Annotated in this window: 26 protein-coding genes; 2 read left to right on the top strand and 24 right to left on the bottom strand. The window is 66.3% G+C overall.

Translation table 11 applies throughout. The features are described 5' to 3' along the window. Window positions 1-59: 59 nt before the first annotated feature. The 20 genes from pdxJ to WT24_RS11940 all read right to left on the bottom strand — a co-directional run bounded on the left by pdxJ (window position 60) and on the right by WT24_RS11940 (window position 18306). The gene (gene pdxJ, locus WT24_RS12035) at window positions 60-836 is read right to left on the bottom strand and encodes a pyridoxine 5'-phosphate synthase (protein WP_059501577.1); all 777 of its coding nucleotides are present in this window, start codon (window positions 834-836) and stop codon (window positions 60-62) included. Then, window positions 833-1669 (bottom strand): DNA repair protein RecO, encoded by an 837-nt coding sequence (gene recO / locus WT24_RS12030; RefSeq protein ID WP_059501578.1) that lies wholly within the window; start codon window positions 1667-1669, stop codon window positions 833-835. Before recO ends, pdxJ begins: the two co-directional genes overlap by 4 nt. After that, the gene (era, locus tag WT24_RS12025; protein WP_034206782.1) at window positions 1656-2555 is read right to left on the bottom strand and encodes a GTPase Era; all 900 of its coding nucleotides are present in this window, start codon (window positions 2553-2555) and stop codon (window positions 1656-1658) included. The genes recO and era overlap by 14 nt, the downstream gene beginning before the upstream one ends. A 60-nt stretch (window positions 2556-2615) precedes the next feature. Further along, window positions 2616-3842 carry a ribonuclease III gene (gene rnc / locus WT24_RS12020; RefSeq protein ID WP_060033644.1) on the bottom strand — a complete coding sequence of 409 codons (1227 nt, stop codon included), beginning with the start codon at window positions 3840-3842 and terminating at the stop codon, window positions 2616-2618. Window positions 3843-3996: 154 nt separating this feature from the next. Beyond that, window positions 3997-4890, bottom strand: a complete 894-nt coding sequence (gene lepB / locus WT24_RS12015; protein WP_059501582.1) for a signal peptidase I — start codon at window positions 4888-4890, stop codon at window positions 3997-3999. A gap of 15 nt (window positions 4891-4905) precedes the next feature. Continuing rightward, window positions 4906-6699, bottom strand: coding sequence for a translation elongation factor 4 (lepA, locus tag WT24_RS12010; RefSeq protein WP_059501585.1), 1794 nt, complete (start codon window positions 6697-6699; stop codon window positions 4906-4908). A 196-nt stretch (window positions 6700-6895) separates the two neighbouring features. Then, on the bottom strand, window positions 6896-7132 hold the full coding sequence (locus tag WT24_RS12005) for a glutaredoxin family protein (protein ID WP_006476497.1): 237 nt from the start codon (window positions 7130-7132) through the stop codon (window positions 6896-6898). Window positions 7133-7139: 7 nt separating this feature from the next. After that, on the bottom strand, window positions 7140-8636 hold the full coding sequence (locus WT24_RS12000; RefSeq protein WP_059501587.1) for a DegQ family serine endoprotease: 1497 nt from the start codon (window positions 8634-8636) through the stop codon (window positions 7140-7142). Between the two features lie 16 nt (window positions 8637-8652). Further along, complete coding sequence (locus WT24_RS11995; RefSeq protein ID WP_011544940.1) at window positions 8653-9705, bottom strand: MucB/RseB C-terminal domain-containing protein; 1053 nt, start codon at window positions 9703-9705, stop codon at window positions 8653-8655. A 5-nt stretch (window positions 9706-9710) separates the two neighbouring features. After that, window positions 9711-10328 (bottom strand): sigma-E factor negative regulatory protein, encoded by a 618-nt coding sequence (locus tag WT24_RS11990; protein ID WP_059501590.1) that lies wholly within the window; start codon window positions 10326-10328, stop codon window positions 9711-9713. Window positions 10329-10414: 86 nt separating this feature from the next. Beyond that, window positions 10415-11014: an RNA polymerase sigma factor RpoE gene (rpoE, locus tag WT24_RS11985; RefSeq protein ID WP_006490873.1), complete on the bottom strand. Its 600-nt coding sequence runs from the start codon at window positions 11012-11014 to the stop codon at window positions 10415-10417. A gap of 91 nt (window positions 11015-11105) precedes the next feature. After that, window positions 11106-11570 (bottom strand): protein YgfX, encoded by a 465-nt coding sequence (locus tag WT24_RS11980; RefSeq protein WP_059791472.1) that lies wholly within the window; start codon window positions 11568-11570, stop codon window positions 11106-11108. Between the two features lie 11 nt (window positions 11571-11581). Beyond that, complete coding sequence (gene fabF, locus WT24_RS11975; RefSeq protein ID WP_059501592.1) at window positions 11582-12814, bottom strand: beta-ketoacyl-ACP synthase II; 1233 nt, start codon at window positions 12812-12814, stop codon at window positions 11582-11584. 164 nt (window positions 12815-12978) lie between these two features. Beyond that, window positions 12979-13218, bottom strand: coding sequence for an acyl carrier protein (acpP, locus tag WT24_RS11970; RefSeq protein ID WP_004197638.1), 240 nt, complete (start codon window positions 13216-13218; stop codon window positions 12979-12981). Window positions 13219-13362: 144 nt separating this feature from the next. Then, window positions 13363-14112 (bottom strand): 3-oxoacyl-ACP reductase FabG, encoded by a 750-nt coding sequence (gene fabG, locus WT24_RS11965; protein WP_034206773.1) that lies wholly within the window; start codon window positions 14110-14112, stop codon window positions 13363-13365. Window positions 14113-14148: 36 nt separating this feature from the next. After that, window positions 14149-15081, bottom strand: coding sequence for an ACP S-malonyltransferase (gene fabD, locus WT24_RS11960; RefSeq protein WP_059791474.1), 933 nt, complete (start codon window positions 15079-15081; stop codon window positions 14149-14151). Window positions 15082-15167: 86 nt separating this feature from the next. Further along, window positions 15168-16157, bottom strand: coding sequence for a beta-ketoacyl-ACP synthase III (locus tag WT24_RS11955; protein WP_059501594.1), 990 nt, complete (start codon window positions 16155-16157; stop codon window positions 15168-15170). Next, window positions 16158-17264, bottom strand: coding sequence for a phosphate acyltransferase PlsX (plsX, locus tag WT24_RS11950; RefSeq protein WP_060033639.1), 1107 nt, complete (start codon window positions 17262-17264; stop codon window positions 16158-16160). Between the two features lie 129 nt (window positions 17265-17393). Further along, the gene (gene rpmF / locus WT24_RS11945) at window positions 17394-17573 is read right to left on the bottom strand and encodes a 50S ribosomal protein L32 (RefSeq protein WP_006051932.1); all 180 of its coding nucleotides are present in this window, start codon (window positions 17571-17573) and stop codon (window positions 17394-17396) included. Between the two features lie 97 nt (window positions 17574-17670). Continuing rightward, window positions 17671-18306, bottom strand: a complete 636-nt coding sequence (locus WT24_RS11940; RefSeq protein ID WP_060033636.1) for a DUF177 domain-containing protein — start codon at window positions 18304-18306, stop codon at window positions 17671-17673. Window positions 18307-18535: 229 nt separating this feature from the next. Here WT24_RS11940 and WT24_RS11935 point away from each other — a divergent pair, with 229 nt between their 5' ends. Next, window positions 18536-19168, top strand: coding sequence for a Maf-like protein (locus WT24_RS11935; RefSeq protein WP_059791478.1), 633 nt, complete (start codon window positions 18536-18538; stop codon window positions 19166-19168). Next, on the top strand, window positions 19165-19887 hold the full coding sequence (locus WT24_RS11930) for an SAM-dependent methyltransferase (RefSeq protein WP_059501598.1): 723 nt from the start codon (window positions 19165-19167) through the stop codon (window positions 19885-19887). The genes WT24_RS11935 and WT24_RS11930 overlap by 4 nt, the downstream gene beginning before the upstream one ends. A gap of 69 nt (window positions 19888-19956) precedes the next feature. Here WT24_RS11930 and WT24_RS11925 read toward each other — a convergent pair whose 3' ends face one another. Genes WT24_RS11925 through WT24_RS11910 form a run of 4 tightly spaced genes read right to left on the bottom strand, consistent with a single transcriptional unit; the run spans window position 19957 to window position 23029 of the window. Beyond that, window positions 19957-20949, bottom strand: coding sequence for a S49 family peptidase (locus WT24_RS11925; RefSeq protein WP_059501600.1), 993 nt, complete (start codon window positions 20947-20949; stop codon window positions 19957-19959). 12 nt (window positions 20950-20961) lie between these two features. After that, window positions 20962-21363 carry a Rieske 2Fe-2S domain-containing protein gene (locus tag WT24_RS11920; protein WP_059501717.1) on the bottom strand — a complete coding sequence of 134 codons (402 nt, stop codon included), beginning with the start codon at window positions 21361-21363 and terminating at the stop codon, window positions 20962-20964. Then, window positions 21360-22019 (bottom strand): HAD-IA family hydrolase, encoded by a 660-nt coding sequence (locus WT24_RS11915; RefSeq protein ID WP_034206764.1) that lies wholly within the window; start codon window positions 22017-22019, stop codon window positions 21360-21362. The genes WT24_RS11920 and WT24_RS11915 overlap by 4 nt, the downstream gene beginning before the upstream one ends. Before the next feature lie 5 nt (window positions 22020-22024). Beyond that, window positions 22025-23029, bottom strand: coding sequence for an RluA family pseudouridine synthase (locus tag WT24_RS11910; RefSeq protein ID WP_034206763.1), 1005 nt, complete (start codon window positions 23027-23029; stop codon window positions 22025-22027). Window positions 23030-23149 lie beyond the last annotated feature (120 nt).

Below are 23149 nucleotides of genomic sequence, written 5' to 3'. Positions count from 1 at the left end.
CCGGCGAGGCCGGGTCAAGTGCGTCGCAAACGGCGTGCGGGGCGCGGCGGCCTCGCATCTCAGCGCGCGCCGCCGTGCAGCGCGGCGACGCGTGCGGCGACCATGATCGCCTTCATCTCGCGCACCGCGTTGTCCCAGCCCGCGAAGATCGCGTGCGCGACGATCGCATGACCGATGTTCAGCTCGACGATACCGTCGATTGCGGCAATCTGCTGCACGTTCGTGTAGTGCAGCCCGTGGCCCGCATTGACCTTCAGGCCGAGCTGCGCGCCGGCCTGCACGCCCGCGACGATACGCTCGTATTCGCGCTGCTGCTCGGCCTGGTCGTGCGCTTCGGCGTAGCGGCCCGTATGCAGCTCGATCACCGGCGCGCCCGCTTCGTGCGCGGCGCGGATCTGCGTGTCGTCAGGGTCGATGAACAGCGACACGCGCACGCCCACGTCGGCGAGCTGCTTGCACGCCGCGCGCACGGCCTCGAAGTGGCCGGCGACATCGAGACCGCCTTCGGTCGTCAGTTCCGCGCGCTTCTCCGGTACGAGGCACGCATCGTGCGGACGCACCTCGCACGCGATGTCGAGCATCTCCGCCGTCACCGCGCATTCGAGGTTCATGCGCGTCTTCAGCAGCGGGCGCAGTTCGCGCACGTCGGCGTCGACGATGTGACGACGATCCTCGCGCAGGTGCAGCGTGATCGCGTCCGCGCCCGCCTCTTCGGCGGCGAGCGCCGCGCGGACCGGATCGGGATAGCGCGTGCCGCGCGCATTGCGCAGCGTCGCGACGTGGTCGATGTTCACGCCGAGGTCGATGGCGGTGGGCGTTGTCAGGAAGAAGCTCATAGGTTTTGCAGGTCGATCAGGATCTGACGCGTGGCGAGCGGCGTGCCGCCGAGATAGGTGTTCAGCAGGAAGCGCATCAGCGTCTTGCTTTGCGCAACCGTCTGGGCTCGATGGTAATCGTCCTGCTCCATGTCGAGCAACGTCTGTCCGGTGATGACCGGCCAGTGCGACGGCACGTCGTCGTCCGCATTGCGCACGCCGCGCTCGGGATCGAACACGTAGCGGCGCTCGGGCTCGACGGCGCGGCGCGCGACCGTGCGGTTCAGCGCCATCGCATACCCGGTCTCGCGCAGCAGCACACGCTCGAACGAGCGCAGCACCTGCACCGCGGGCTCGCCGTGCGCGAGGCGCGTGAGGGTCAGCACGTAATGATTGAACAGCGGCGGCTGGGGATCCTCGCGCGCGCAGAATTTCACGAGCAGCTCGTTCGCGTAGAAACCGCACAACAGCCCGTCGCCGCTTAGCGGCAGCATCCCGCCGACCCACTCGGCGCCCGTCAGCGTGCGCACCTCGGATTTGCCGGACCACGACAGCAGCAACGGCTGGAAGGTCTGCAATACGCCGCGCAACGCCGAGTGCGGGCGCTTCGCGCCCTTTGCGACGAGCGCGAGCCGGCCGTGGTCGCGCGTCAGCACATCGACGATCAGGCTCGTTTCCCGATACGGATAGCTGTGCAGCACGAACGCCGGCTGCTCGGCGACGCGGAAATCGGACGTGCGAGACGCCGCGCGCCGCACCTTGCGCGGCGGTTCGGGCGGTGCCGGCAACGGCGCGTCGTTCGCGCCGGCGCTCACCGCGTCTTCGGTCGACGTCAGCGCGTCATTCGTACCCATAGGCACGCAGCCCCGCCTCGTTGTCGGCCCAACCGCTCTTCACCTTCACGAAGGTTTCGAGGTAGACGGGGCCGTCGAACAGCTTCTCCATGTCCATCCGCGCCTCGGTGCTGATCTGCTTGAGCTTCTCGCCCTTCTTGCCGATCACCATCGCCTTGTGCGAATCGCGCTCGACGAGGATCGTCGCGAAGATGCGCTTCAGGCGGCCCTCTTCCTCGAACTTGTCGATCAGCACGGTGCTCGTGTACGGCAGTTCGTCGCCGGTCCAGCGGAATACCTTCTCGCGCAGGATTTCGGCCGCGAGAAAACGCGAGCTGCGGTCGGTCAGCTCGTCCTCGCCGTAGATCGGCTCGCCTTCCGGCAGGTACGGCTTGATCGTGTCCAGCAGGCGCTTGATGTCTTCCGGCCGCTGCGCCGACAGCGGCACGAGTTCGGTGAATTCGCGCAGTTCGCTCACCTTCTGCATGAACGGGAACAGCGACGCCTTGTCGTTCACGCGGTCGATCTTGTTCGCGATCAACAGCGTCGGCATGCCGGGCGGGATCAGGTCGAGCACCTTCTGGTCGTCGGGCCCGAAGCGACCGGCCTCGATCACGAACAGGATCACGTCGACCGACGTCAGCGTCGACGTGACCGCGCGGTTCAGCGAACGGTTCAGCGCGGTGCTGTGACGCGTCTGGAAGCCGGGCGTGTCGACGAACACGAATTGCGCGTCGTCGAACGTGTTGATGCCGGTGATGCGGTGACGGGTCGTCTGCGCCTTGCGCGACGTGATGCTGATCTTCTGGCCGACGAGTGCGTTCATCAACGTCGACTTGCCGACGTTCGGGCGGCCCACGATCGCGATCATGCCGCAACGGAAACCGGTAGGAGCGGGAGTGTTCATATCGTTTGGGAGACAGGTTCGGAAACGGCCGCGCGGCGCGCGGCACGATCGATGGGCAATTCAGTGGCCGGCATCGGCCACGCGCGCCTGCGCGGCAGCAAGACTCGCGCCGCCAGGCGGCGCATCGGCGTCGGGCGCCGCGGCATCGCGTGCGCGCGCCGGCGTGCGCGCGGCGGAGTCGGCACTCGCGGAAGGCTTGTCGGCCGACGACGCTGTCGAATCGGCTGCATGGCCGGCCGGCTTGTCGGCTGCGCGCGACGCGGCTTCGGCGGGTTTTTCTGCGGCCTTGTCGGACCGCTCGGCCGGTTTGTCGGCCACCTTGTCGGTTGCCGGCTTCGCCGCCCGCTCGCCCTTGTCCGTTGCCGGCTCGACATGCGCCGCGCGAATCGCCGCCATCGGCGCGACGGCCGGCTCGCCCGTGGCCGCAGCCGCAGCAGTTGCAGCCGGCGCCGCGCCGGCCGCCCTGGCCTCGCGCGCCGCCGCACGTTCCTTGCGCTCCGGCGAGCGCAGGTCGAGCGCTTCCTGCACGCCCTTCACGCCCGGCACGATCTCGGGTTCGACATGCTTGGACCCGCGTGCGTTTTTCGAGCGCTTCGGCTTCGCGGCCAGCATCGGCGCGGCCGCCATCACTTCGTCGAGCGCCTTCTTCGCGGCGGCCTGCTCGGCCGCGCGCCGGCTCGCGCCGGAACCCGATACCTTCACGTCAAGCTTCGGCACCGTGCACTCGACCTCGAACTGCTGATTGTGCGCCGCACCATGCGTCGCGACGACCGTATAGGTCGGCAGCGCGATCTTGTGCCCCTGCAAGTATTCCTGCAGCAGCGTCTTCGCGTCCTTGCCGAGCGTGCGTGGATCGATGTGGTCGAGAATCGGGATGTAGAGCCGCTTGATGACCCCTTGGGCGGCTTCGAAGCCGCCATCGAGGAATACGGCCCCGATGATGGCTTCGAACGCGTCCGCGAGGATCGACGGGCGGCGGAATCCGCCGCTGCGCAGCTCGCCCTCGCCGAGTCGCAGGCCGTCCGAAATATTCAGGGCCTGAGCGATTTCGTACAACGACTGCTGCTTGACGAGGTTGGCGCGTACGCGCGACAGATCACCTTCGTCCAGCTTGCCGAAACGCTGGAACAAAAGGGCGGCCACCGCGCAATTCAGAACGGAATCGCCGAGAAACTCGAGCCGTTCGTTGTGCGTGGCGCTGTGACTGCGATGGGTCAAAGCCTGGCGCAACAATTCCGCATTGCGAAATTCGTAGCGCAGCCGGCTTTCCAACTGGGATAGGGGCATGTGCAGGAGTATAACGCGGGCGCCCGGTCGGACCGAAACGGCACGGCCGGACGCGAAAAGGCGTGTCGAGGCGGTGTTACCGCCGGTTCTTAAAGTAGTTCGGCAATACGCGACGCGGCCCGTGCGTCGCGTATTGCGTGTGAATCGAATGCGATCAGTTGAAGGAACCGATGCGCTTCAGGTCGCCGAAGTTCATCCAGATGAAGAACGCGCGGCCGACGATGTTCCGGTCCGGCACGAAACCCCAGTAGCGGCTGTCCGCGCTGTTGTCGCGGTTGTCGCCCATCATGAAGTAGTGACCGGGCGGCACCTTGCAGATCACGCCGCGGCTGTTGTACGTGCAGTTGTCGCGATACGGATAGTCGTATGCGCCCATCACGAACGGCGGCACGGCCGGGTTGTTGAGGATCGCGTTCTTCTTGTTGCCGATCGTTTCCTCGAACTGCTTCGCGTAATTCTGGCGCTCGTCGTCGAAGAAATCGGGCAGCGGCGTTTCGGGCACCGGCTGGCCGTTGATCGTGAGCTGCTTGTCTTGATACGCGATCGTGTCGCCCGGCAGGCCAATCACGCGCTTGATGTAATCGACCGACTCGTCCTTCGGATAGCGGAACACGACGACGTCGCCGCGCGACAGCGGGCTGCCCTGCGTGATCTTCGTGTTCGTGACCGGCAGGCGCAGCCCGTACTCGAACTTGTTGACGAGGATGAAGTCGCCGACGAGCAGCGTCGGCACCATTGAACCCGACGGAATCTTGAACGGCTCGACGACGAACGAACGCACGACGAACACGGCCAGGATCACCGGGAAGAAGCTCGCCGTGTACTCGAGCCACCACGGCTGGCGCAGCTTTTCGTCACGCAGCTTCGAACGCGTCTGCGCTGCGTTTTCGTCCGCGAAACGCTTGTCGATGCGCGACTGCTGGCGATCGAACTCCTCGATCGCCGAGTCGGCCGCCTTGCGACGCCGCGGCAGGAACACCAGTTTGTCCAGCACCCACGCTACGCCCGTCACGACGACGAGCACAAAAAGAATCAGCGCAAAATTCATAAAGGATCAGTCCTGTTATTTGTCTTCGACGCGCAAGATCGCGAGGAACGCCTCCTGCGGGATCTCGACCGAACCCACCTGCTTCATGCGTTTCTTACCTTCTTTCTGCTTCTCGAGCAGTTTCTTCTTCCGCGTGATGTCGCCGCCGTAGCACTTCGCGAGCACGTTCTTGCGGAGCGCCTTGATGTTCTCGCGCGCGACGATGTGCGCACCGATCGCGGCCTGGATCGCCACGTCGTACATCTGGCGCGGGATGATCTCGCGCATCTTCGCGGCGACTTCGCGGCCGCGATATTGCGATTGCGACCGGTGCACGATGATCGACAGCGCGTCGACCTTGTCGCCGTTGATCAGCATGTCGACCTTCACGACGTCCGACGAACGGTACTCCTTGAACTCGTAATCCATCGACGCATAGCCGCGCGATACCGACTTCAGGCGATCGAAGAAGTCGAGCACGATCTCGGCCATCGGGATTTCGTACGTGAGCTGCACCTGGCGGCCGTGATACTGCATGTTGATCTGCGAGCCGCGCTTCTGCTCGCACAGCGTGATCACCGAGCCGACGTAATCCTGCGGCATGTACAGGTTCACGGTGACGATCGGCTCGCGCACTTCGGCGATGCGGCCGGGCTCCGGCATCTTCGCCGGATTCTCGACCATGATCGTCGAGCCGTCGCTCTGCACGACCTCGTAGACGACCGTCGGCGCGGTCGTGATGAGATCCATGTCGAACTCGCGCTCGAGCCGCTCCTGTACGATTTCCATGTGCAGCAGCCCGAGGAAGCCGCACCGGAACCCGAAACCGAGCGCCTGCGACACTTCCGGCTCGTACTGCAGCGATGCGTCGTTCAGCTTGAGCTTCTCGAGCGATTCGCGCAGCGCGTCGTACTGGTTCGCCTCGACCGGATACAGCCCCGCGAACACCTGCGGCTTCACTTCCTTGAAGCCCGGCAGCGGCTCGGCAGCGGCCTTGGTCGCGTGCGTGACGGTATCGCCGACTTTCGCGGCCGTCAGTTCCTTGATGCCCGCGATGATGAAGCCCACCTGCCCGGCCGACAGCGACTCGAGATTGCGCGACTTCGGCGTGAACACGCCAACGTGCTCGACCGGATACTGCGCGCCGGTCGCCATCATCTTGATCTTGTCCTTCGGACGCAGCGTGCCGTTGACGATGCGCACGAGCATCACGACGCCGACGTAGTTGTCGAACCACGAATCGATGATCAGCGCCTGCAGCGGCGCGGCCGGATCGCCCTTCGGCGGGGGCACCTTCGCGATCAGCGACTCGAGCACGTCCTCGACGCCGAGGCCCGTCTTCGCGCTGCAGCGCGTCGCGTCGGTCGCGTCGATGCCGATCACGTCCTCGATTTCCTCGATCGCGTTCTCGGGGTTCGCGGCCGGCAGGTCGATCTTGTTCAGCACGGGCACGACCTCGACGCCGAGCTCGATCGCCGTGTAGCAGTTCGCGACCGTCTGCGCCTCGACGCCTTGACTCGCGTCGACGACCAGCAGCGCGCCTTCGCACGCGGACAGCGAACGGCTGACCTCGTACGAGAAGTCGACGTGCCCCGGCGTGTCGATCAGGTTCAGGTTGTAGACCTTGCCGTCGCGTGCGCGATAGGACAACGCGGCAGTCTGCGCCTTGATCGTGATGCCGCGCTCGCGCTCGATATCCATCGAGTCGAGCACCTGCGCTTCCATTTCACGGTCGGCGAGGCCGCCGCATACCTGGATGATGCGATCCGCGAGCGTCGACTTGCCATGGTCGATGTGGGCGATGATCGAGAAATTGCGAATATGATCCATTCAGTGCCGATCAAGCGAAAAAGGCGCGCTCACCACTGCGGAGCACGCCTTGTAAGTCGGTGAAAAAACGGCTTATTTTAGCCGAAAAGGCTTACGCCGGGCGGGATTTCGGACGCCCTGCCACGCGGGAGCCCGGCCGAGCCGACCGCCGGATCGTGCCCCGTGCGAAGCGGCGCCAGCCCGCGGCGGGCCCGGTTCAGCGCCGGGCCGCCAGCGCGTCGCGCACCCGCGCGTCGTCGAACCGGTGGCGGCACACTTCCGCGCCGTCCAGCAGCAGCACGGGCACGTCCTCGTCGTAACGCGCGACGAGCGCAGCATCGGTGTCGATGTCGATGTAGTCGACCGCGACGCCGAATTCGGCCGCCACCGGCGCCAGTGCGTCGCGCATGTCGTCGCACAGGTGGCACCAGCCGCGGCCGTAGAGCGTGAACATCGGCGCGTTACTTCTGGCGCGGCCGCACGGGCACGAACTGCGTGTTGTCGCCACGCCGCACGAGCACCGCGACCGCCTTCTGCGGATCGAGCTGCGCGGTCACGTCCGCGAACTGCTTCGCGCTCGTGATGTCGGTGTCGCCCACCCGCAGCACGATGTCGCCGCGCTGCAGGCCCGCACGGGCGGCCGGGCCGTCGACGCCGTCGATCTGCACGCCGTTCTTCAACTTCAGCGTCTTCATCTGCTCCGCCGTCAGGTCGCTGACCGTCAGGCCGAGCGAATTGGTCTGGCGCGGCTTCTGCGGTGCATTCTTGCGCTGCTCGGCCTTCGCCGTCGACTCGGCCGGCGTCTCGGCGATCGTGATCGGCAGATCGCGCGCCTGACCCTTGCGCCACACGCTGACCGTCGCCTTCGTGCCAGGCTTCGTGTCGCCGACCATGCGCGGCAGATCCGACGCCGCATCGACCGGACGGCCGTTGAACTTCAGGATAATGTCGCCCGGCTGGATGCCGGCCTTGTCGGCGGGGCCGCCCGGCTCGACACTGCTGACGAGCGCGCCTTCGGCCTTCGGCAGCCCGATCGAGTCGGCCACGTCCTTCGTCACCTCGCCGATCGCCACCGCGATCCGGCCGCGCGTGACCTTGCCCGTCGCCTTCAGCTGGTCGGCCACGCGCATCGCCTCGTCGATCGGAATCGCGAACGAAATGCCCATGAAGCCGCCGGTCCGGCTGTAGATCTGCGAGTTGATGCCGATCACCTCGCCCTGCATGTTGATCAGCGGGCCGCCCGAGTTGCCGGGGTTCACGGCGACGTCGGTCTGGATGAACGGCAGGTAGTCGCCCGTGTTGCGGCTCTTCGAGCTGACGATGCCGGCCGTGACCGTGTTGTCGAGGCCGAACGGCGACCCGATCGCGACGACCCATTCGCCGACGCGCACCTTGTTCGAATCGCCGATCGCGACGACCGGCAGGTTCGACGCCTGGATCTTGACGACCGCGACGTCCGTGCGGTCGTCGACGCCGATCAGCTTCGCCTTGAATTCGCGCTTGTCGGTCAGCGTCACGTAAATGGTGTCCGCATCGTCGACGACGTGCGCATTGGTCATCACGTAACCGTCGGCCGACACGATGAAGCCCGAGCCGACGCCGCGGTTCTGCTCGGTGTCGGGCGGATTGTCCGGCGCCGGCGCGTTCTTCGGGTTGCCGCCGTTGCCGCCGCCGTTACCGGGCGCTTGCGGCAGCGGAATGCCGAAGAAGCGCCGGAAGAATTCGGACATGTCGCCGTTGTCGAAGCCGGGCGGGAGCATCCCGCGCGGGCCGCTCGTCGGCACGTTGGCGGTGGTCCGGATGTTCACGACGGCCGGGCCGACCTTCTCGACCAGATCGGCAAAGTCGGGCAGGCTGGCAGCGGGAGCCGTCACAGCGAACGCGGTATGCGGCACGAGCGGCAGGCAGGCAGACAGCGCCGCCGCCGCGAGCCATTTGCGCAGCGTGAGTTTCATCATGTCGGAAGCCGTAGCGTTACTTGGAAGCCTTGTATTCTATGGCAGACGCGAACTGCTGCAACGTGGCCGGCGGCACTTCGCCGAGCACGGTGATCCAGTAGTCGCCGCGGCGCTTCACGAGAACGTGCGTCGCACCGGTGCTGCCCGCGCCTTCCTTGCGCGTATTCTTTTCGGCCGGCTCGATGAAAACCGAGATCGTCGCGAGGCCGTCGGTGAAGACGGCCTGATCGACCGGGATCGGCGGATCGCCCGCATCGCGCGCGGCCATCGGCCGGCGCACTTCACGAATCTTCTGGAAGCCGGCGACGCTCGGCGCAAGCTGCCAGCCCTGCGCCTCCATGTCGACCGCCGCGACCGGCGGGCGCACGACCGTCCAGCCGCTCAGATTGCGCATGCCGGCTGCAATCGCGGCCTTGTCGCCGCTTGCGCCGCCCGTCTGCAGTTGCGAGAACGCGATCTGTTCGAGCACGTGATCGTTCGCGTCGAGCGTCTGCGAACGCAGCAGCAGCCCGGTGCGCGCGTCGGCCCACAGCTTGTACGTGAAACGATACGCATCTTTCGGCACGAGCTCGACGACCTGCGCGTCGATCCCGGCCACACGGTCCTTGCCGAGCGACTTCGCATCGTAGACGGACATCACGTGCTCGCCGCTCGCGCCGAGCAGCGCGGGGAACGAGTCGCGCGTCTGGCGGCGTTCGACCACGCACAGCTTGCGCTCGGGCACGAACGTATACAGCTCGTCGTTGTGCCGCAGCAGCTTGCGCGGCTTGCCGTCGAGCGTCTCGATCCGCTCGAACTCGCCGTCGCGGGACGAGACGTGCGCGATGCGCGACGACTGCACGTACCCACCGCGCTGGTAGACGAACGTACCTTCGTAGCTCTGCTGCTGCGCCGCCTGCTGGACGCGGTCGAGCCAGTCAGCGGCGCCCTTGCGGGTCGCGACGGGATCGTCCGGTTGCTGGGCGCTGGCGGGAAGGGATTGAACGGACAACAGGGCGGCTGCGCAAAGCAAAAGGGCCGGCAGCCGCTTCCATCCGGAGATGGCGTGATTCAACTGCAATGTCCGCATCGGGGTTATTGGCCTGGCGTGGTGGTCACGGCAGCGCGGATCAGCGGCATCGAACCCGTGACGACGGGCTGCTGCGCGAATTGCTGGTGCGCTTCAAGGTATTGGTCGAGGCTGGCGTCGCGAATGATGTTGACGTCCTGCAGGCCCGGCTGGGTCGATGCCTGCGCAACCGTCACGCGCTGCAGGTTGCCGTTCTGCGGCGCGCCTGCCGATGCGACCTGGACGGCGCCCGGGGCGCCGGCCGTCTGCATCTGCGGGACGACGATCCACGTCAGCGTGGCGGCCGCGGCGGCCACCGCGAACGCGGGCACGACGCGGCGGCGCAGCGACAGCAGCTTGCGTGCGACCGGCGCGGCCGCCGGCGCCAGCAGGTGCGGCTCGCTTTCGAGCGCAGCCGACATGCGCGCGGTGAACGCGACGCTCAGCGCGGGCGACAGCGCGAGCTCGTCCGAGCGCAGCGCATCGCCGATCAAGTGGTACTGGGCCCATACGGCGCGATCCGCGCGGTCGAGTTCAGCCAGAAACTGCCCGTGATCCGGGCCGTCGAACATTTCGCCGTCGACCAGCGCGGAAATGCGCTCGCCGCGCGAGCACGCCTGCGATTGCGTATTGACCGACCCCATGATGCTCCCCATCTTGCACACCCCGTCGTGACTTCACGACTCTATCCGTTACTAGACCCCGACCCGCGTCGTTCCGCCCGTCGCGCTTACCAGCGCTTGCCTTCGGGCGTATCGAGCAGCGGACGCAATTTGGCAGCGATTGCTTCGCGCGCGCGGAAGATCCGCGATCGGACCGTCCCAATCGGACAGCCCATCATTTCCGCGATCTCTTCGTAGCTCAGGCCCTCGATCTCGCGCAGCGTGATTGCCTGGCGCAGTTCTTCGGGCAGCAGAGCCATTGCAGCGTTGACCGTCTCGGCAATCTGCTTGCTCATCAACATCGACTCAGGCGTGTTGATATCCCTTAGTTGGTCTGCGTCGGAGAAAGTTTCCGCTTCCTCCGCATCGGCCTCGGTCGAGGTCGGCGCCCGGCGGCCTTGCGTCGCAAGGTAGTTCTTCGCCGTGTTGACGGCAATTCGGTACAACCACGTATAGAACGCCGATTCGCCGCGGAATTGCGGCAACGCACGATACGCCTTGATGAACGCGTCCTGGGCCACATCCTCGACCTCGGCGGGATCCCGCACGAGGCGCGAGATCAGCCGAATGATCTTGCGGTGGTATTTGGAGACCAGGAGTTCGAACGCCGCCTTGTCGCCCTTCTGTACGCGCTCGACCAGAGCCTGATCGATTTCTTTTTCACTCACCTGACAAATCCGTTAACTAGGGATGCAACGCGGAGCGTTATTGTAGCGTTCCGGCGCCGGGCGCTGGTTACGGCCGGTAACCGCGCCGCCGTCATGCCCGCCCCGCCGCCCCGGCCGTCCTCGCCAGCACCGACAGCGCGCTGAACGATGCGGCGTCGAGCGCGTCGGCCGGAATCAGCAGCGGCCGGGCCCGCCGGGCACCCTGCCCGACCGACAGCACCAGCAGCAGGCTGCTCCAGTGCGCGTGGCCCGTCACGCGGCCGCGGGCCAACAACTGCCCGGTGCGGCCAAACGCCGCAATCTCCCCGAAGGCATCGATCCGCAGCTCGGCCGGCAGCCGGCGGGCGCAGGCCCGCACCGCCCATACGGCCAGCAGGGCCGCCGTCGCGGCCGACACGCCCGCGCCGGCGGCAACGCCCGCGCGCGGCGCCCAGAACAGGTACGCCGACGCGGCAGCCGACGCGACGAACGCGGCCAGCACGAGATACGACACGGCCGAGGCCCGCAGCGCAAAGCGCTGCGGACGCCCGGCCGGAGCATCGAATGGACTCGTCAAGCGATTCGACGTCAGACGCGCTTGAACACCAGCGTGCCGTTGGTACCGCCGAAGCCGAAGTTGTTCTTCACGGCCACGTCGATCTTCATGTCACGCGCGGTGTTCGCGCAGTAATCGAGATCGCACTCGGGGTCCTGGTTGAAAATGTTGATGGTCGGCGGCGACACGTTGTTGTGCAGCGCCAGCACCGTGAACACCGATTCGAGGCCGCCCGCGCCACCCAGCAGGTGGCCCGTCATCGACTTCGTCGAGTTGACCACCATCTTGTACGCGTGCTCGCCGAAGGCCGCCTTCACCGCGTCGGACTCGTTCTTGTCGCCCAGCGGCGTCGACGTGCCATGCGCGTTCAGGTACTGGACCTCGTCCGGGTTCATGCCGGCGTCGCGCAGCGCCGCGACCATGCAGCGGCGCGGGCCGTCCATGTTCGGCGCGGTCATGTGGTACGCGTCGCCCGTCATGCCGAAGCCCGCGACTTCCGCGTAGATCTTCGCGCCGCGCGCCTTCGCCGCCTCGTACTCTTCGAGCACCATCACGCCCGAGCCCTCGCCCAGCACGAAGCCGTCGCGGTCCTTGTCCCACGGACGCGACGCGGTAGCCGGATCGTCGTTGCGGGTCGACAGCGCGCGCGCTGCCGCGAAACCGCCGATGCCGAGCGGCGACACCGTCGATTCGGCGCCGCCCGCGACCATCACGTCGGCGTCGCCGGCCTGGATCAGGCGCGCGGCGAGGCCGATGCTGTGCAGGCCGGTCGTGCAGGCCGTCACGGCCGCGAGGTTCGGGCCCTTCAGGCCGAACATGATGCTCAGGTGACCGGAGATCATGTTGATGATCGAACCCGGCACGAAGAACGGCGAAATGCGGCGCGCGCCGCGATCGACGTAGGTCTGGTGCGTGTCTTCGATCATCGGCAGGCCCCCGATGCCGGAACCGACCAGCACGCCGATGCGTTCCGCATTGGCTTCGGTCACTTCCAGCCCGCTGTCGCGGATGGCCTGGACGCCGGCGGCGATGCCGTAATGGATGAACGTATCCATGTTCCGGGCTTCCTTCGCCGGGATGTATTCCTCGGCGCTGAAACCCTTCACTTCGCCCGCGAAATGGCACGCGAGGTTCGACGCATCGAACTTCGTGACGGTGGCGATACCGGACTTGCCGGCGACGAGATTGGCCCAGCCGTCGGCAACATTATTGCCAACAGGCGAAATCAGCCCCAGGCCTGTAACGACAACACGACGGCGGCTCACGGTAACCTCTTTTCCATTATTGGATGACAAAAACAAAAGCCACAGTGGCCACAGGAATCAGCCCTGCGAGCCCTGTGGCTGTTAGTCCGTCCGGCGCGAAGCCGGCAGGATGGCGCGTCAATCGCGAAGATCGCGGCGACGTGGCGGACAAGCGCGAAAGGCGCTTACGCCTTGACGTTTGCGCGAGCGTAGTCGATCGCTTGCTGAACGGTCGTGATCTTCTCTGCTTCTTCGTCCGGGATTTCCATGCCGAACTCGTCTTCGAGCGCCATCACCAGTTCGACCGTGTCGAGCGAGTCGGCGCCCAGGTCGTTCACGAACGAAGCTTCGTTCTTGATCTCGGCTTCGGCGACGCCCAGTTGTTCAGCGACGATCTTCTTGACACGTTGTTCGATGTTGTCCATTACCCCTCCGAGGGAAAGTTCAGATTTACAAGTGCGCGCATTTTATCAGGTTTGCTGACGCCAAAACGCGCGTTGGCTTGATGGTCGATCAAGCGCCGATCCGCCTGAAAAACGGGATACGGCGCGGATGGTAAACGAAAACCGTTACGACATGTACATGCCGCCGTTCACGTGCAGCGTCGTGCCGGTGATGTAACCGGCCTGCGGCGATGCGAGGAACGCGACGGCATGGGCGATGTCCTCCGGGCTGCCGAGGCGGCCGAGCGGAATCTGGGTCTTGAGCGCGGCCTGCTGCTCTTCCGGCAGCGTCTTCGTCATGTCGGTGTCGATGAAGCCCGGCGCCACGCAGTTCACGGTGATGCCGCGGCTGCCGATTTCGCGCGCGAGTGCGCGCGTCATGCCCGCGACGCCGGCCTTCGCGGCCGCATAGTTGACCTGACCCGGATTGCCGGCCGAGCCGACCACCGACGTGATGTTGATGATACGACCGCCGCGCGCCTTCATCATCGGGCGCAGCACCGCACGCGACAGACGGAACACCGACTTCAGGTTGGTGTCGATCACCGCATCCCAGTCCTCGTCCTTCATCCGCATCGCGAGCTGGTCCTGCGTGATGCCCGCGTTGTTGACGAGCACGTTCAGCGCACCGAATTCCTTCACGGTCGCGTCGATCAGCGCTTCGGCAGCCGCCGCGTCGTTGACGTTCAGCACCGCGCCGCGGCCCGCGACACCTGCTTCCGCGAACGCCGCGGTGATCGCGGCGGCGCCCGATTCGCTCGTCGCCGTGCCGATCACCGTCGCGCCCAGACGCGCGAGTTCGAGCGCGATCGAACGGCCGATGCCGCGCGACGCGCCGGTCACGATCGCAACCTGTTTATCGAGAGTCTTGTCCATGGATCGAATATCCGTTGCTTGGGAAAAGGCGCCGCGTCAGGCGGTCACCAGCTTGAGCGCTTCGTCGAGCGAAGCCGGATCGAACACCGACGCCCCCGTCAGATTGCCGTCGATGCGCTTCGTCAGGCCGGCGAGCACCTTGCCCGGACCGCATTCGATCACGTGCGTGATGCCCGTGCCCGCGATGTGCCGCACGCACTCGACCCAGCGCACCGGGCCCGCGGCCTGGCGCACCAGCGCATCCTTGATCGCAGCCGGATCGCTCGTCACCGCGACGTCGATGTTGTTGACGACCGGAATCTGCGGCGCCTTCACGTCGACGTTCGCGAGATAGTCGCGCAACTGATCCGACGCCGGCTTGAGCAGCGACGAATGGAACGGCGCCGACACCGGCAGCGGCAGCGCGCGCTTCGCGCCCTTCGCCTTCGCGATTTCGCATGCCTTTTCGACCGCGGCCTTGCTGCCTGCGATCACGACCTGCGCGGGCGCATTGAAGTTCACCGCTTCGACGACGCCCGCTTCCGCGGCTTCGGCGCATACCGCACGCACCGCGTCGTCGTCGAGGCCCAGGATCGCGGCCATGCCGCCCTGGCCTACCGGCACGGCCGTCTGCATCGCCTGCGCGCGAAAGCGCACGAGCGGCACCGCGTCCTTGAACGCGATCGCGCCGGCCGCGACGAGCGCCGTGTATTCACCGAGGCTGTGGCCAGCAACGATCGACGGCGCCGGGCCGCCTGCCTGCTGCCACGCGCGGTAGCACGCGTACGCTGCGGTCAGCATCACGGGCTGCGTGTTGGTGGTCAGGTTCAGCTCTTCGGCCGGACCTTCGGCGATCAGCTTGCCGAGATCCTGATCGAGCGCGTCGGACGCTTCCTGGAGCGTCTCGCGCACGACGGCCAGATCGGCGAATGCGTTGAGCATGCCGATCGCCTGCGAGCCCTGCCCCGGAAAAACGAATGCGAATTTCATATCGTCCCCAATTGAATCGATTCGAACGGCGCGCGCGAGCGGCGCGCCGGTTTGAGATCCGCGCGCGGCTTGTCGCGCACCGCGGATCAGAAGCGGAAGACCGACGCGCCCCAGGTGAAGCCGCCGCCGACGCCTTCGATCAGCACGTGCTGACCGCGCTGGATGCGGCCGTCGCGCACCGCGACGTCGAGCGCCAGCGGGATCGACGCGGCCGACGTGTTGCCGTGCTGGTCGACCGTCACGACCATGCGCTCCTGCGGCAGGCCGAGCTTGCGGCAGGTGCTGGTCATGATGCGGATGTTGGCCTGGTGCGGAATCAGCCAGTCGATTTGCTCGGGCGCGAGATTCGCCTTCGCGAGCGCTTCGATCGCGACTTTTTCGAGCACGTTGACCGCGAGCTTGAACACGGCCTGCCCGTCCATGTGCAGGAACGCGCTGCCGTCGATCACGCCGCGATTGACGTTGCCCGGCGTGCACAGGATGTTCGAATAGCTGCCGTCCGCGTGCAGCGCGCTGCCGAGCACGCCCGGCTCTTCCGATGCGGACAGGATCACCGCGCCCGCGCCGTCGCCGAACAGCACGCAGGTCGTGCGGTCCTTGAAGTCGAGAATGCGCGAGAACGTCTCCGCGCCGACCACGAGCGCCGTACGGTGCTGGCCGCTGCGGATGAAGCTGTCGGCCGTCGCCATCGCGTATGCGAAGCCCGAACACACGGCCTGCACGTCGAATGCCGCGCCGCCGTTCTTGATGCCGAGCTTGTTCTGCAGCAGGCACGCGGTGCTCGGGAACACGAAATCGGGGGTCGAAGTCGCGACGATGATCAGGTCGATCGACTGCGGATCGACACCGGCCGCTTCGATCGCACGACGCGATGCCTCGAGCGCGAGATCGCTCGTCGTGACGTCGGGTGCGGCGAAATGGCGCGCATGGATGCCCGTACGCGCCACGATCCATTCATCGCTCGTCTCGATGCCTTCCTTCGCAAGACGATCGGTCAACTGCTGGTTCGTGACGCGGTCGGGCGGCAGGTAGCTGCCCGTGCCGAGCACGCGGGAATAGAGAGTCGATTGGGCCATTTATGCTTTAGAGGATTGCGCAGCGGAAGGTTCGGCGTGATGGCCTGCGGCAGGGCTTGCATGGCCCGCGCCGCCCGCGTCGTGCTCGCCGTCGCCGAGCGACGCCGAATTATCCGCCATCGCGCGCGCGAGGCGCTCCAGCACCCCGTTTTTGACGGCATCATACCCGCGTTTGATCGCCCACTCAAACGCGTAGGCGTCGGCCGAGCCGTGGCTCTTGATCACGAGGCTCTTCAGCCCCAGCAACGCCGCGCCGTTGTACTGGCGGTGGTCGACGCGCTTCTTGAAACGCATCAGCACGGGCAGCGCGAGCAGCGCCATCAGCTTCGACATCAGCGAACGGCCGAACTCCTCGCGGATGATGTCCGACAGCATCTGCGCGAGCCCTTCCGACGTCTTCAGCGCGACGTTGCCGACGAAGCCGTCGCAGACGATCACGTCGACGGTGCCCTTGTAGATGTCGTTGCCTTCCACGTTGCCGCGGAAATTGAGCGTGCTGGCCCGCAGCAGCTCGCCTGCGCGCTTGATCGTCTCGTTGCCCTTGATGACCTCTTCGCCGATGTTCAGCAGGCCGATCGTCGGGCGCTCCTTGCCTTCGAGCGCGGCCACCAGCGCGTGCCCCATCTCCGCGAACTGCAGCAGATGCTGCGGTTCGCAGTCGACGTTCGCGCCGAGGTCCAGCATCATCGTGTAGCCGGTCGGGTTCGGCAGCGCGAACGCGATCGCGGGCCGCTCGATGCCGGGCAGCGTCTTGAGTACGTAACGGGAAACGGCCATCAACGCGCCGGTATTGCCGGCGGAAATGCAGGCCTGCGCCGCGCCTTCCTTGACGTGGTTGAGCGCGACGCGCATCGAAGAATCCTTCTTCTTGCGCAGCGCCACTTCGACAGGGTCGTCCATCGCCACGACTTCGGTGGCGGGCACGATGGTCAACGCGGGATCGTCGCGGGCTTTCAGCTTCTTCAACTGAGCGCGAATCGCGCTTTCGATGCCGACGAGCATCAGGTGCGCATCGGGATGCGCGCGGACGAACTTGACTGCCGCGGGAACGGTCACGGACGGGCCGTGGTCGCCTCCCATGCAATCGATTGTGAGCTTTACGGTCATGGAATGCGACGAATTTCAGGCACAAAAAAGCGGCAGTTGAATGCCGCCTTTTTGTTGAGCCAGGAAAGTGTCAAGCGAACCAGTTGTCACGCGAACGGCGAGCGTAGCGCGCAACGCGTGACTTGACGCTTAGTCGTTCTTCGTCTTGACGACTTTCTTGCCGCGATAGTAGCCGTTCGGGCTGACGTGGTGACGCAGGTGCACTTCACCCGTGCTCGGCTCGACTGCCAGCGGCGCTGCCGTCAGGAAATCGTGCGAACGATGCATGCCGCGCTTCGACGGCGACTTCTTGTTTTGCTGGACTGCCATGACTAACTCCTAAATAATTTTCCGGATTCTAACACAGCCCGATCCGGCGCTTAACTACCCTGGCCCAAAGCCCTACGCCTTCCCGCGCCACAACTGCTCAGTGTTTCTTGGTGCCGTCACCGTCCTTCTTCAACGCTTGCAGCGCTGCGAACGGATTCGGCCGTTTGCCTTCGTCCCCGGCTTCGTCGGACTCCTCGTCCGACTCTTCCGCGGGACCGCTCGCGCCCGACACGAGGCTTTCGTGAACTGCCGGGCAAACCTCGTGCTTGGGCACGAGCGGCAACGAAAGCAGCAATTCCTCTTCGATCAAGTCGACGAGATCGAACTGGCGTGAGCCCACGATCACATCGGCTTCATCGTCGTCGAGCGGAAATTCCTCGGCTTCTTCTTCGGTCACGACGATCCGGTACGTCATGTCGACGTCGAACGCCTGATCGTACGGCGTCATGCAGCGCTGGCACGTGAGCCATGCATGGCCGTGCACCGCGAGGCGCAGATACGGCTGCTGCCCGTCGGCGCCGTCGTCCTGCAACTCTTTCTGCGTGAACCCTTCCGCCTGCCACGTGAAGACCGTGTCGCGATCCGGCGCGTCCGTCGGCACTTCGTTTAACATGCGCGGCAGTTGCGAGAGGCGCACTGCCCCGGCCGCCTGCCGCCCGCTGCGGGCGAACTCGAACAGGTCGACCGCATGCGGATCGAGGGCCGCTGCAGGTTTGCCAGAAGAAGTGTTCATGTGCGCTCCTGCCTACAGGCTGACTTGCGGGATCCGGCTTGGCACCGCTCGCGTACGGCTCATCGAGGGATGCCGTACTTTACTTCCGAAGACCCGGCAGGCCACCACAGCGAAAGCCTGCCGACGAAAAGCGGGAAAGCATACCTGTTTTACCTTTTGCGGTCAATCACTTAAGCTTGCGTCCGCGCAACGCCGCGCCACACCTGACGACTCACCGATCCAACCGACCATGCCGGATACCGTTTGCCGCCCGCCGCGGCTGATTCTTGCCTCCAGTTCCCGCTACCGCCGCGCGCTCCTCGAGCGCCTCGGCGTACCGTTCGACGTCGTGTCGCCCGACCTCGACGAAACCCCGCTCGCCGGCGAAACGCCGGCCGCGACCGCGCTGCGTCTCGCCGGCGCGAAGGCGCGCGCCGTGGCCGCGACGATCGACGCGCCGGACGGCGTGCTCGTGATCGGGTCGGACCAGGTCGCGACCTTCGATGGGCGCCAGATCGGCAAGCCCGGCACGCATGAGCGCGCGCTCGCGCAACTCGTGTCGATGCAGGGCCGCGAAGTCGAATTCCACAGCGCGCTCTGCCTGTACGACAGCCGTACGGACGACGCGCAGATCGAGGACATCGTCACACACGTGCGCTTCCGTTCGCTGCCCGAAGCCGAACTCGACGCCTACCTGCGCGCGGAAACGCCGTACGACGTGGCCGGCAGCGCGAAATCCGAAGGGCTTGGCATCGCACTGCTCGACGCGATCGACTCGGACGACCCGACCGCGCTCGTCGGCCTGCCGCTGATCGCCCTCACGCGGATGCTGCGCGCCGCCGACTACCCGCTGTTTGCCATCACCCGAGGAGACCGCGCATGACCGCCGGCACGCTTTATCTTGTCCCCAACACGCTCGGCGAAGGCGACGAATCGATGCTCGCCGCCGTGCTGCCCGCGGCCGTGCAGGCGCGCGCCGGCACGCTCGGCTATTACATCGGCGAAAACGCGAAAACGACCCGCGCGTTCCTGAAGAAGATCGGCACGACGCGCCCGATCCAGGAAATCGAGATCAGCGAGCTGAACGTGAATACGCCGGCAGGCGCCGTCGACCGGCTGCTCGCGCCCGTGCTGGCCGGCGCGGACGCCGGCCTCGTGTCGGAGGCCGGCTGCCCGGCCGTCGCCGACCCCGGCGCGCTGCTGGTGCGCCGCGCGCACGAGCGCGGCGTGAAGGTCGTGCCGCTCGTCGGGCCGAGTTCGATCCTGCTCGCACTGATGGCGTCGGGCCTGAACGGCCAGAGTTTCGCGTTCAACGGCTACCTGCCGGTCGATGCGGCCGCGCGCGCGAAGCGCCTGCGCGAACTCGAGCAACTGTCGCGCAAGGCGCGCCAGACGCAGATCTTCATCGAAACGCCGTACCGCAATCACGCGATGCTCGACACGCTGGTCGCGACCTGCGCGCCGTCGACGCAGATTTGCGTGGCGGCCGATCTGACCCTTGCGACCGAGACGATCGCGAGCCGCACGGTGGCGGACTGGAAAAAGGCGCCCGCGCCGAATCTGCACAAGCGCCCCGCGATCTTCCTGCTGCTCGCGAACTGATGCCGCGACCGATGAAAATGAAAGGCGGGCCATCGCGGCCCGCCGATTGCTGCCGTCGGCCGGCGGCCGTCAGCGCAGGTTGACCGACGCGCCGCCGGCCGTCAGCGCCTTCATCGCGGCGCCCCCGACGGCCGCGCCGAACTTGCGCGCGACACGATTCGTCAGGCTTTCCTTCACCGTATAGTCGACCAGATCCGGCGCCTTCAGCACGTCGCGCGCGACCGTGTCGGTCGTGCCGTAGCCGTCGGCGAGCCCGAGCTCGACGCTCTTCTCGCCGGTCCAGAACAGGCCCGAGAACATGTCGGGCGTCTCGTGCAGCCGCTTGCCGCGGCCATCCTTCACGGCCTTGATGAACTGCGCATGCACCTGATCGAGCAGCGCCTGCGCGTGCGCATCCATCTTCGGCGTTTCCGGCGAGAACGGATCGTAGAAGCCCTTGTTTTCTCCCGACGTATGCAGGCGCCGTTCGACCCCGAGCTTGCCCATCAGCCCGGTGAAGCCGAACCCGTCCATCAGCACGCCGATCGACCCGACGATGCTCGCCTTGTCGACGAAGATCTTGTCGGCCGCGGACGCGATGTAATAGCCGCCCGATGCGCACATGTCGGTCACGACGACGTACAGCGGCTTGCTCGGATACTTGCCGCGCAACCGCCGGATCTCGTCGTAGACCATGCCGGCCTGCACCGGGCTGCCGCCCGGGCTGTTGATCCGCAGCACGACGCCGACCGTGCCGTCGTCGTCGAACGCGGCGTCGAGCGCCGTGTTGATGTCGTCGGCGTTCGCGTTGACGCCGGCCGCGATTTCGCCGTCGATCGTCACAAGCGCCGTATGCCGCCCGCTCGACGAAAACTTCGAATCGCTCGAGAAATCGATCAGCGCGAACGCGAGCAGCACGAACACGCCGAGAAACGCGAAGCGGAAGAAGATCTTCCAGCGCCGTGCCGCGCGCTGCTCCTTGACGGCCGCGAGCGCGATCCGCTCGAGCGCCGCGCGCTCCCAGCCTGGTTCACGGTCGTCGGGACGGGAGGAAGAATCCGGGGAATTCGGTTGGTCGGCCATGCAATGGTGTCGTCAGTCGGTCGTGGCGGGAGTGGCAGGATGCAGATCGGCATCGGGCACCCAGAATACCGCACGCCCGTCGGGCGTGTCGCGCTCGTCGACCTCGACCGGCCGCAGGCGGCCGCCGCGGCACGGGCCGCCGACGCACTTGCCGGTATCCGGCGCATAGATCGCGCCGTGCGTCGCGCACATCAGATAGAGGCCCGACGACTCGAAGAACTGCCCTTCGGCCCAGTCGAGCTCCATCGGCACATGCGCGCAGCGGTTCAGGTAGCCGTAGGCGCGGCCGTCGTAGCGCACGAAGAACACGACGGCCGGCTCGCCGCGCAGCGTCGCGTCGACGCGCACGCCGGCGCCGCCGTCGATCAGCGCGTCCGATGCGCACACGCGCACGGCGTCCGGCGCCGCGCTCATGCGTGCTCCCGCAGCCATGCGGCCAGCGCGCCGACGTCCGGCGCGACGAAGCGCGGCGCGAGCGCCGCCAGCGCGTCGGCCGTGTGCGCGCCGTACGACACCCCGACGCCTGCCGCGCCGGCGCTGGCGGCCATTTGCAGGTCGTGCGTGGTGTCGCCGATCATCACGGTGCGCGACAGGTCCTGCCCCAATTCCCGCGACAACTCGTGCAGCATCGCCGGATGCGGTTTCGAGAACGTCTCGTCGGCGCAGCGCGTCGCGTCGAACCAGCTCGTCAGCTTCGACTGGTCGAGCACGCGGTTCAGCCCTACCCGCCCCTTGCCGGTCGCGACGGCGAGCAGATAGCCCGTGTCACGCAGCTCGGCGAGCAACTCGCGCACGCCGGCGAACAGTTCGATGCGCTGGTCGTCGAGCAGATAGTGGTAGCGGTAGCGCTCGGCCAGCCGCGCGTAGTCGGACGGATCGAGGGTCGGAGCCGCGATCCGCAGCGCATCGCGCAGGCCAAGGCCGATCACGTAGCGGGAAGCCTCGTCGGACGGCGTGGGCAGGCCGAGATCGCGGCACGCGGCCTGGATGCTGTGCGCGATGTGCGCAGTCGAATCCATCAGCGTACCGTCCCAGTCGAAGACGATCAGGTCAAATTGCTGTCGGGCCATGCGGTTCAGGCGGTATCGCGCAATGCGCTGAGTTGGTCGAGAAAGCGCCGGCATTCGGCCGGCAGCGGCGCGTCGAACTGCAGCGCCTCGCCGGTCAGCGGATGAGCAAGCCGCAGCCGGTGCGCATGCAGGAACATCCGTTTCAACGACGGCTGCGCATTCGCGCGCGCCAGCGCCTTGTTCAGTGCGAAATCGCCATACTTGGCGTCGCCGGCGATCGGCAGGCCGAGATGCGCGAGGTGCACCCGGATCTGATGGGTCCGACCCGTTTTGAGTTCCGCTTCGACGAGCACATAGTCGGACCAGCGGTCGACGAGGTTGAACACCGTATGCGACGGCAGCCCGTCGTCCTGCACGCGCACGCGGCGCTCCCCTTCCGGGGTCGAATACTTGAACAGCGGCGCCTTCACTGCGCGGCGCCGGCCCCAGTCGGGCTGCCATTCGCCGTGCGCGCACGCGAAGTAGCGCTTGTCCATCCGGTTCTCGCGGATCTGCTCGTGCAGGCCCACGAGCGCCGTGCGCTTCTTCGCGAGCATCAGGATCCCGGACGTCTCGCGGTCGAGCCGGTGCACCAGTTCGAGGAATTTCGCACGCGGGCGCGCCTGACGCATCTGCTCGATCACGCCGAACGCGACGCCGCTGCCGCCGTGGACCGCGACGCCGGCCGGTTTGTCGATGACGAGCATCGCGTCGTCCTCGTACAGCACGTCGAAATTCGCGGGCGGCACGACGGGCGTGTCGGCGCGCGCGAGGTCGGCCGCGGCCACACGCACCGGCGGCACGCGGACGAGGTCGCCGAGCGCCAGGCGGTACTGCGCATCGATCCGGCCCTTGTTGACGCGCACTTCGCCGCTGCGCAGGATCCGGTAAATATGGCTTTTCGGCACGCCTTTACAGACGCGCAACAGGAAATTGTCGATCCGCTGACCGGCCGAGTTTTCGTCGATCTCGATCGTCGATACCTGGCCGCTTGCGACCGAATTCTGGGATATTTTGCCTAACTCATTCATACTGAATATAATTTTGCCCAGCCTGACGTTGTGGGTGGCCTGATCGGCCGGCCCCGGCTGAATTGGGCAAGGCGCAAGCGCAAACTGCTATTTTACTTGCGCCGGGGGTCCGCTGCTCGC

The organism is Burkholderia sp. MSMB1078WGS (assembly GCF_001528895.1).
In the GTDB taxonomy this organism is placed as follows: domain Bacteria; phylum Pseudomonadota; class Gammaproteobacteria; order Burkholderiales; family Burkholderiaceae; genus Burkholderia.
This window is presented reverse-complemented; position numbering and strand designations above follow the sequence as displayed.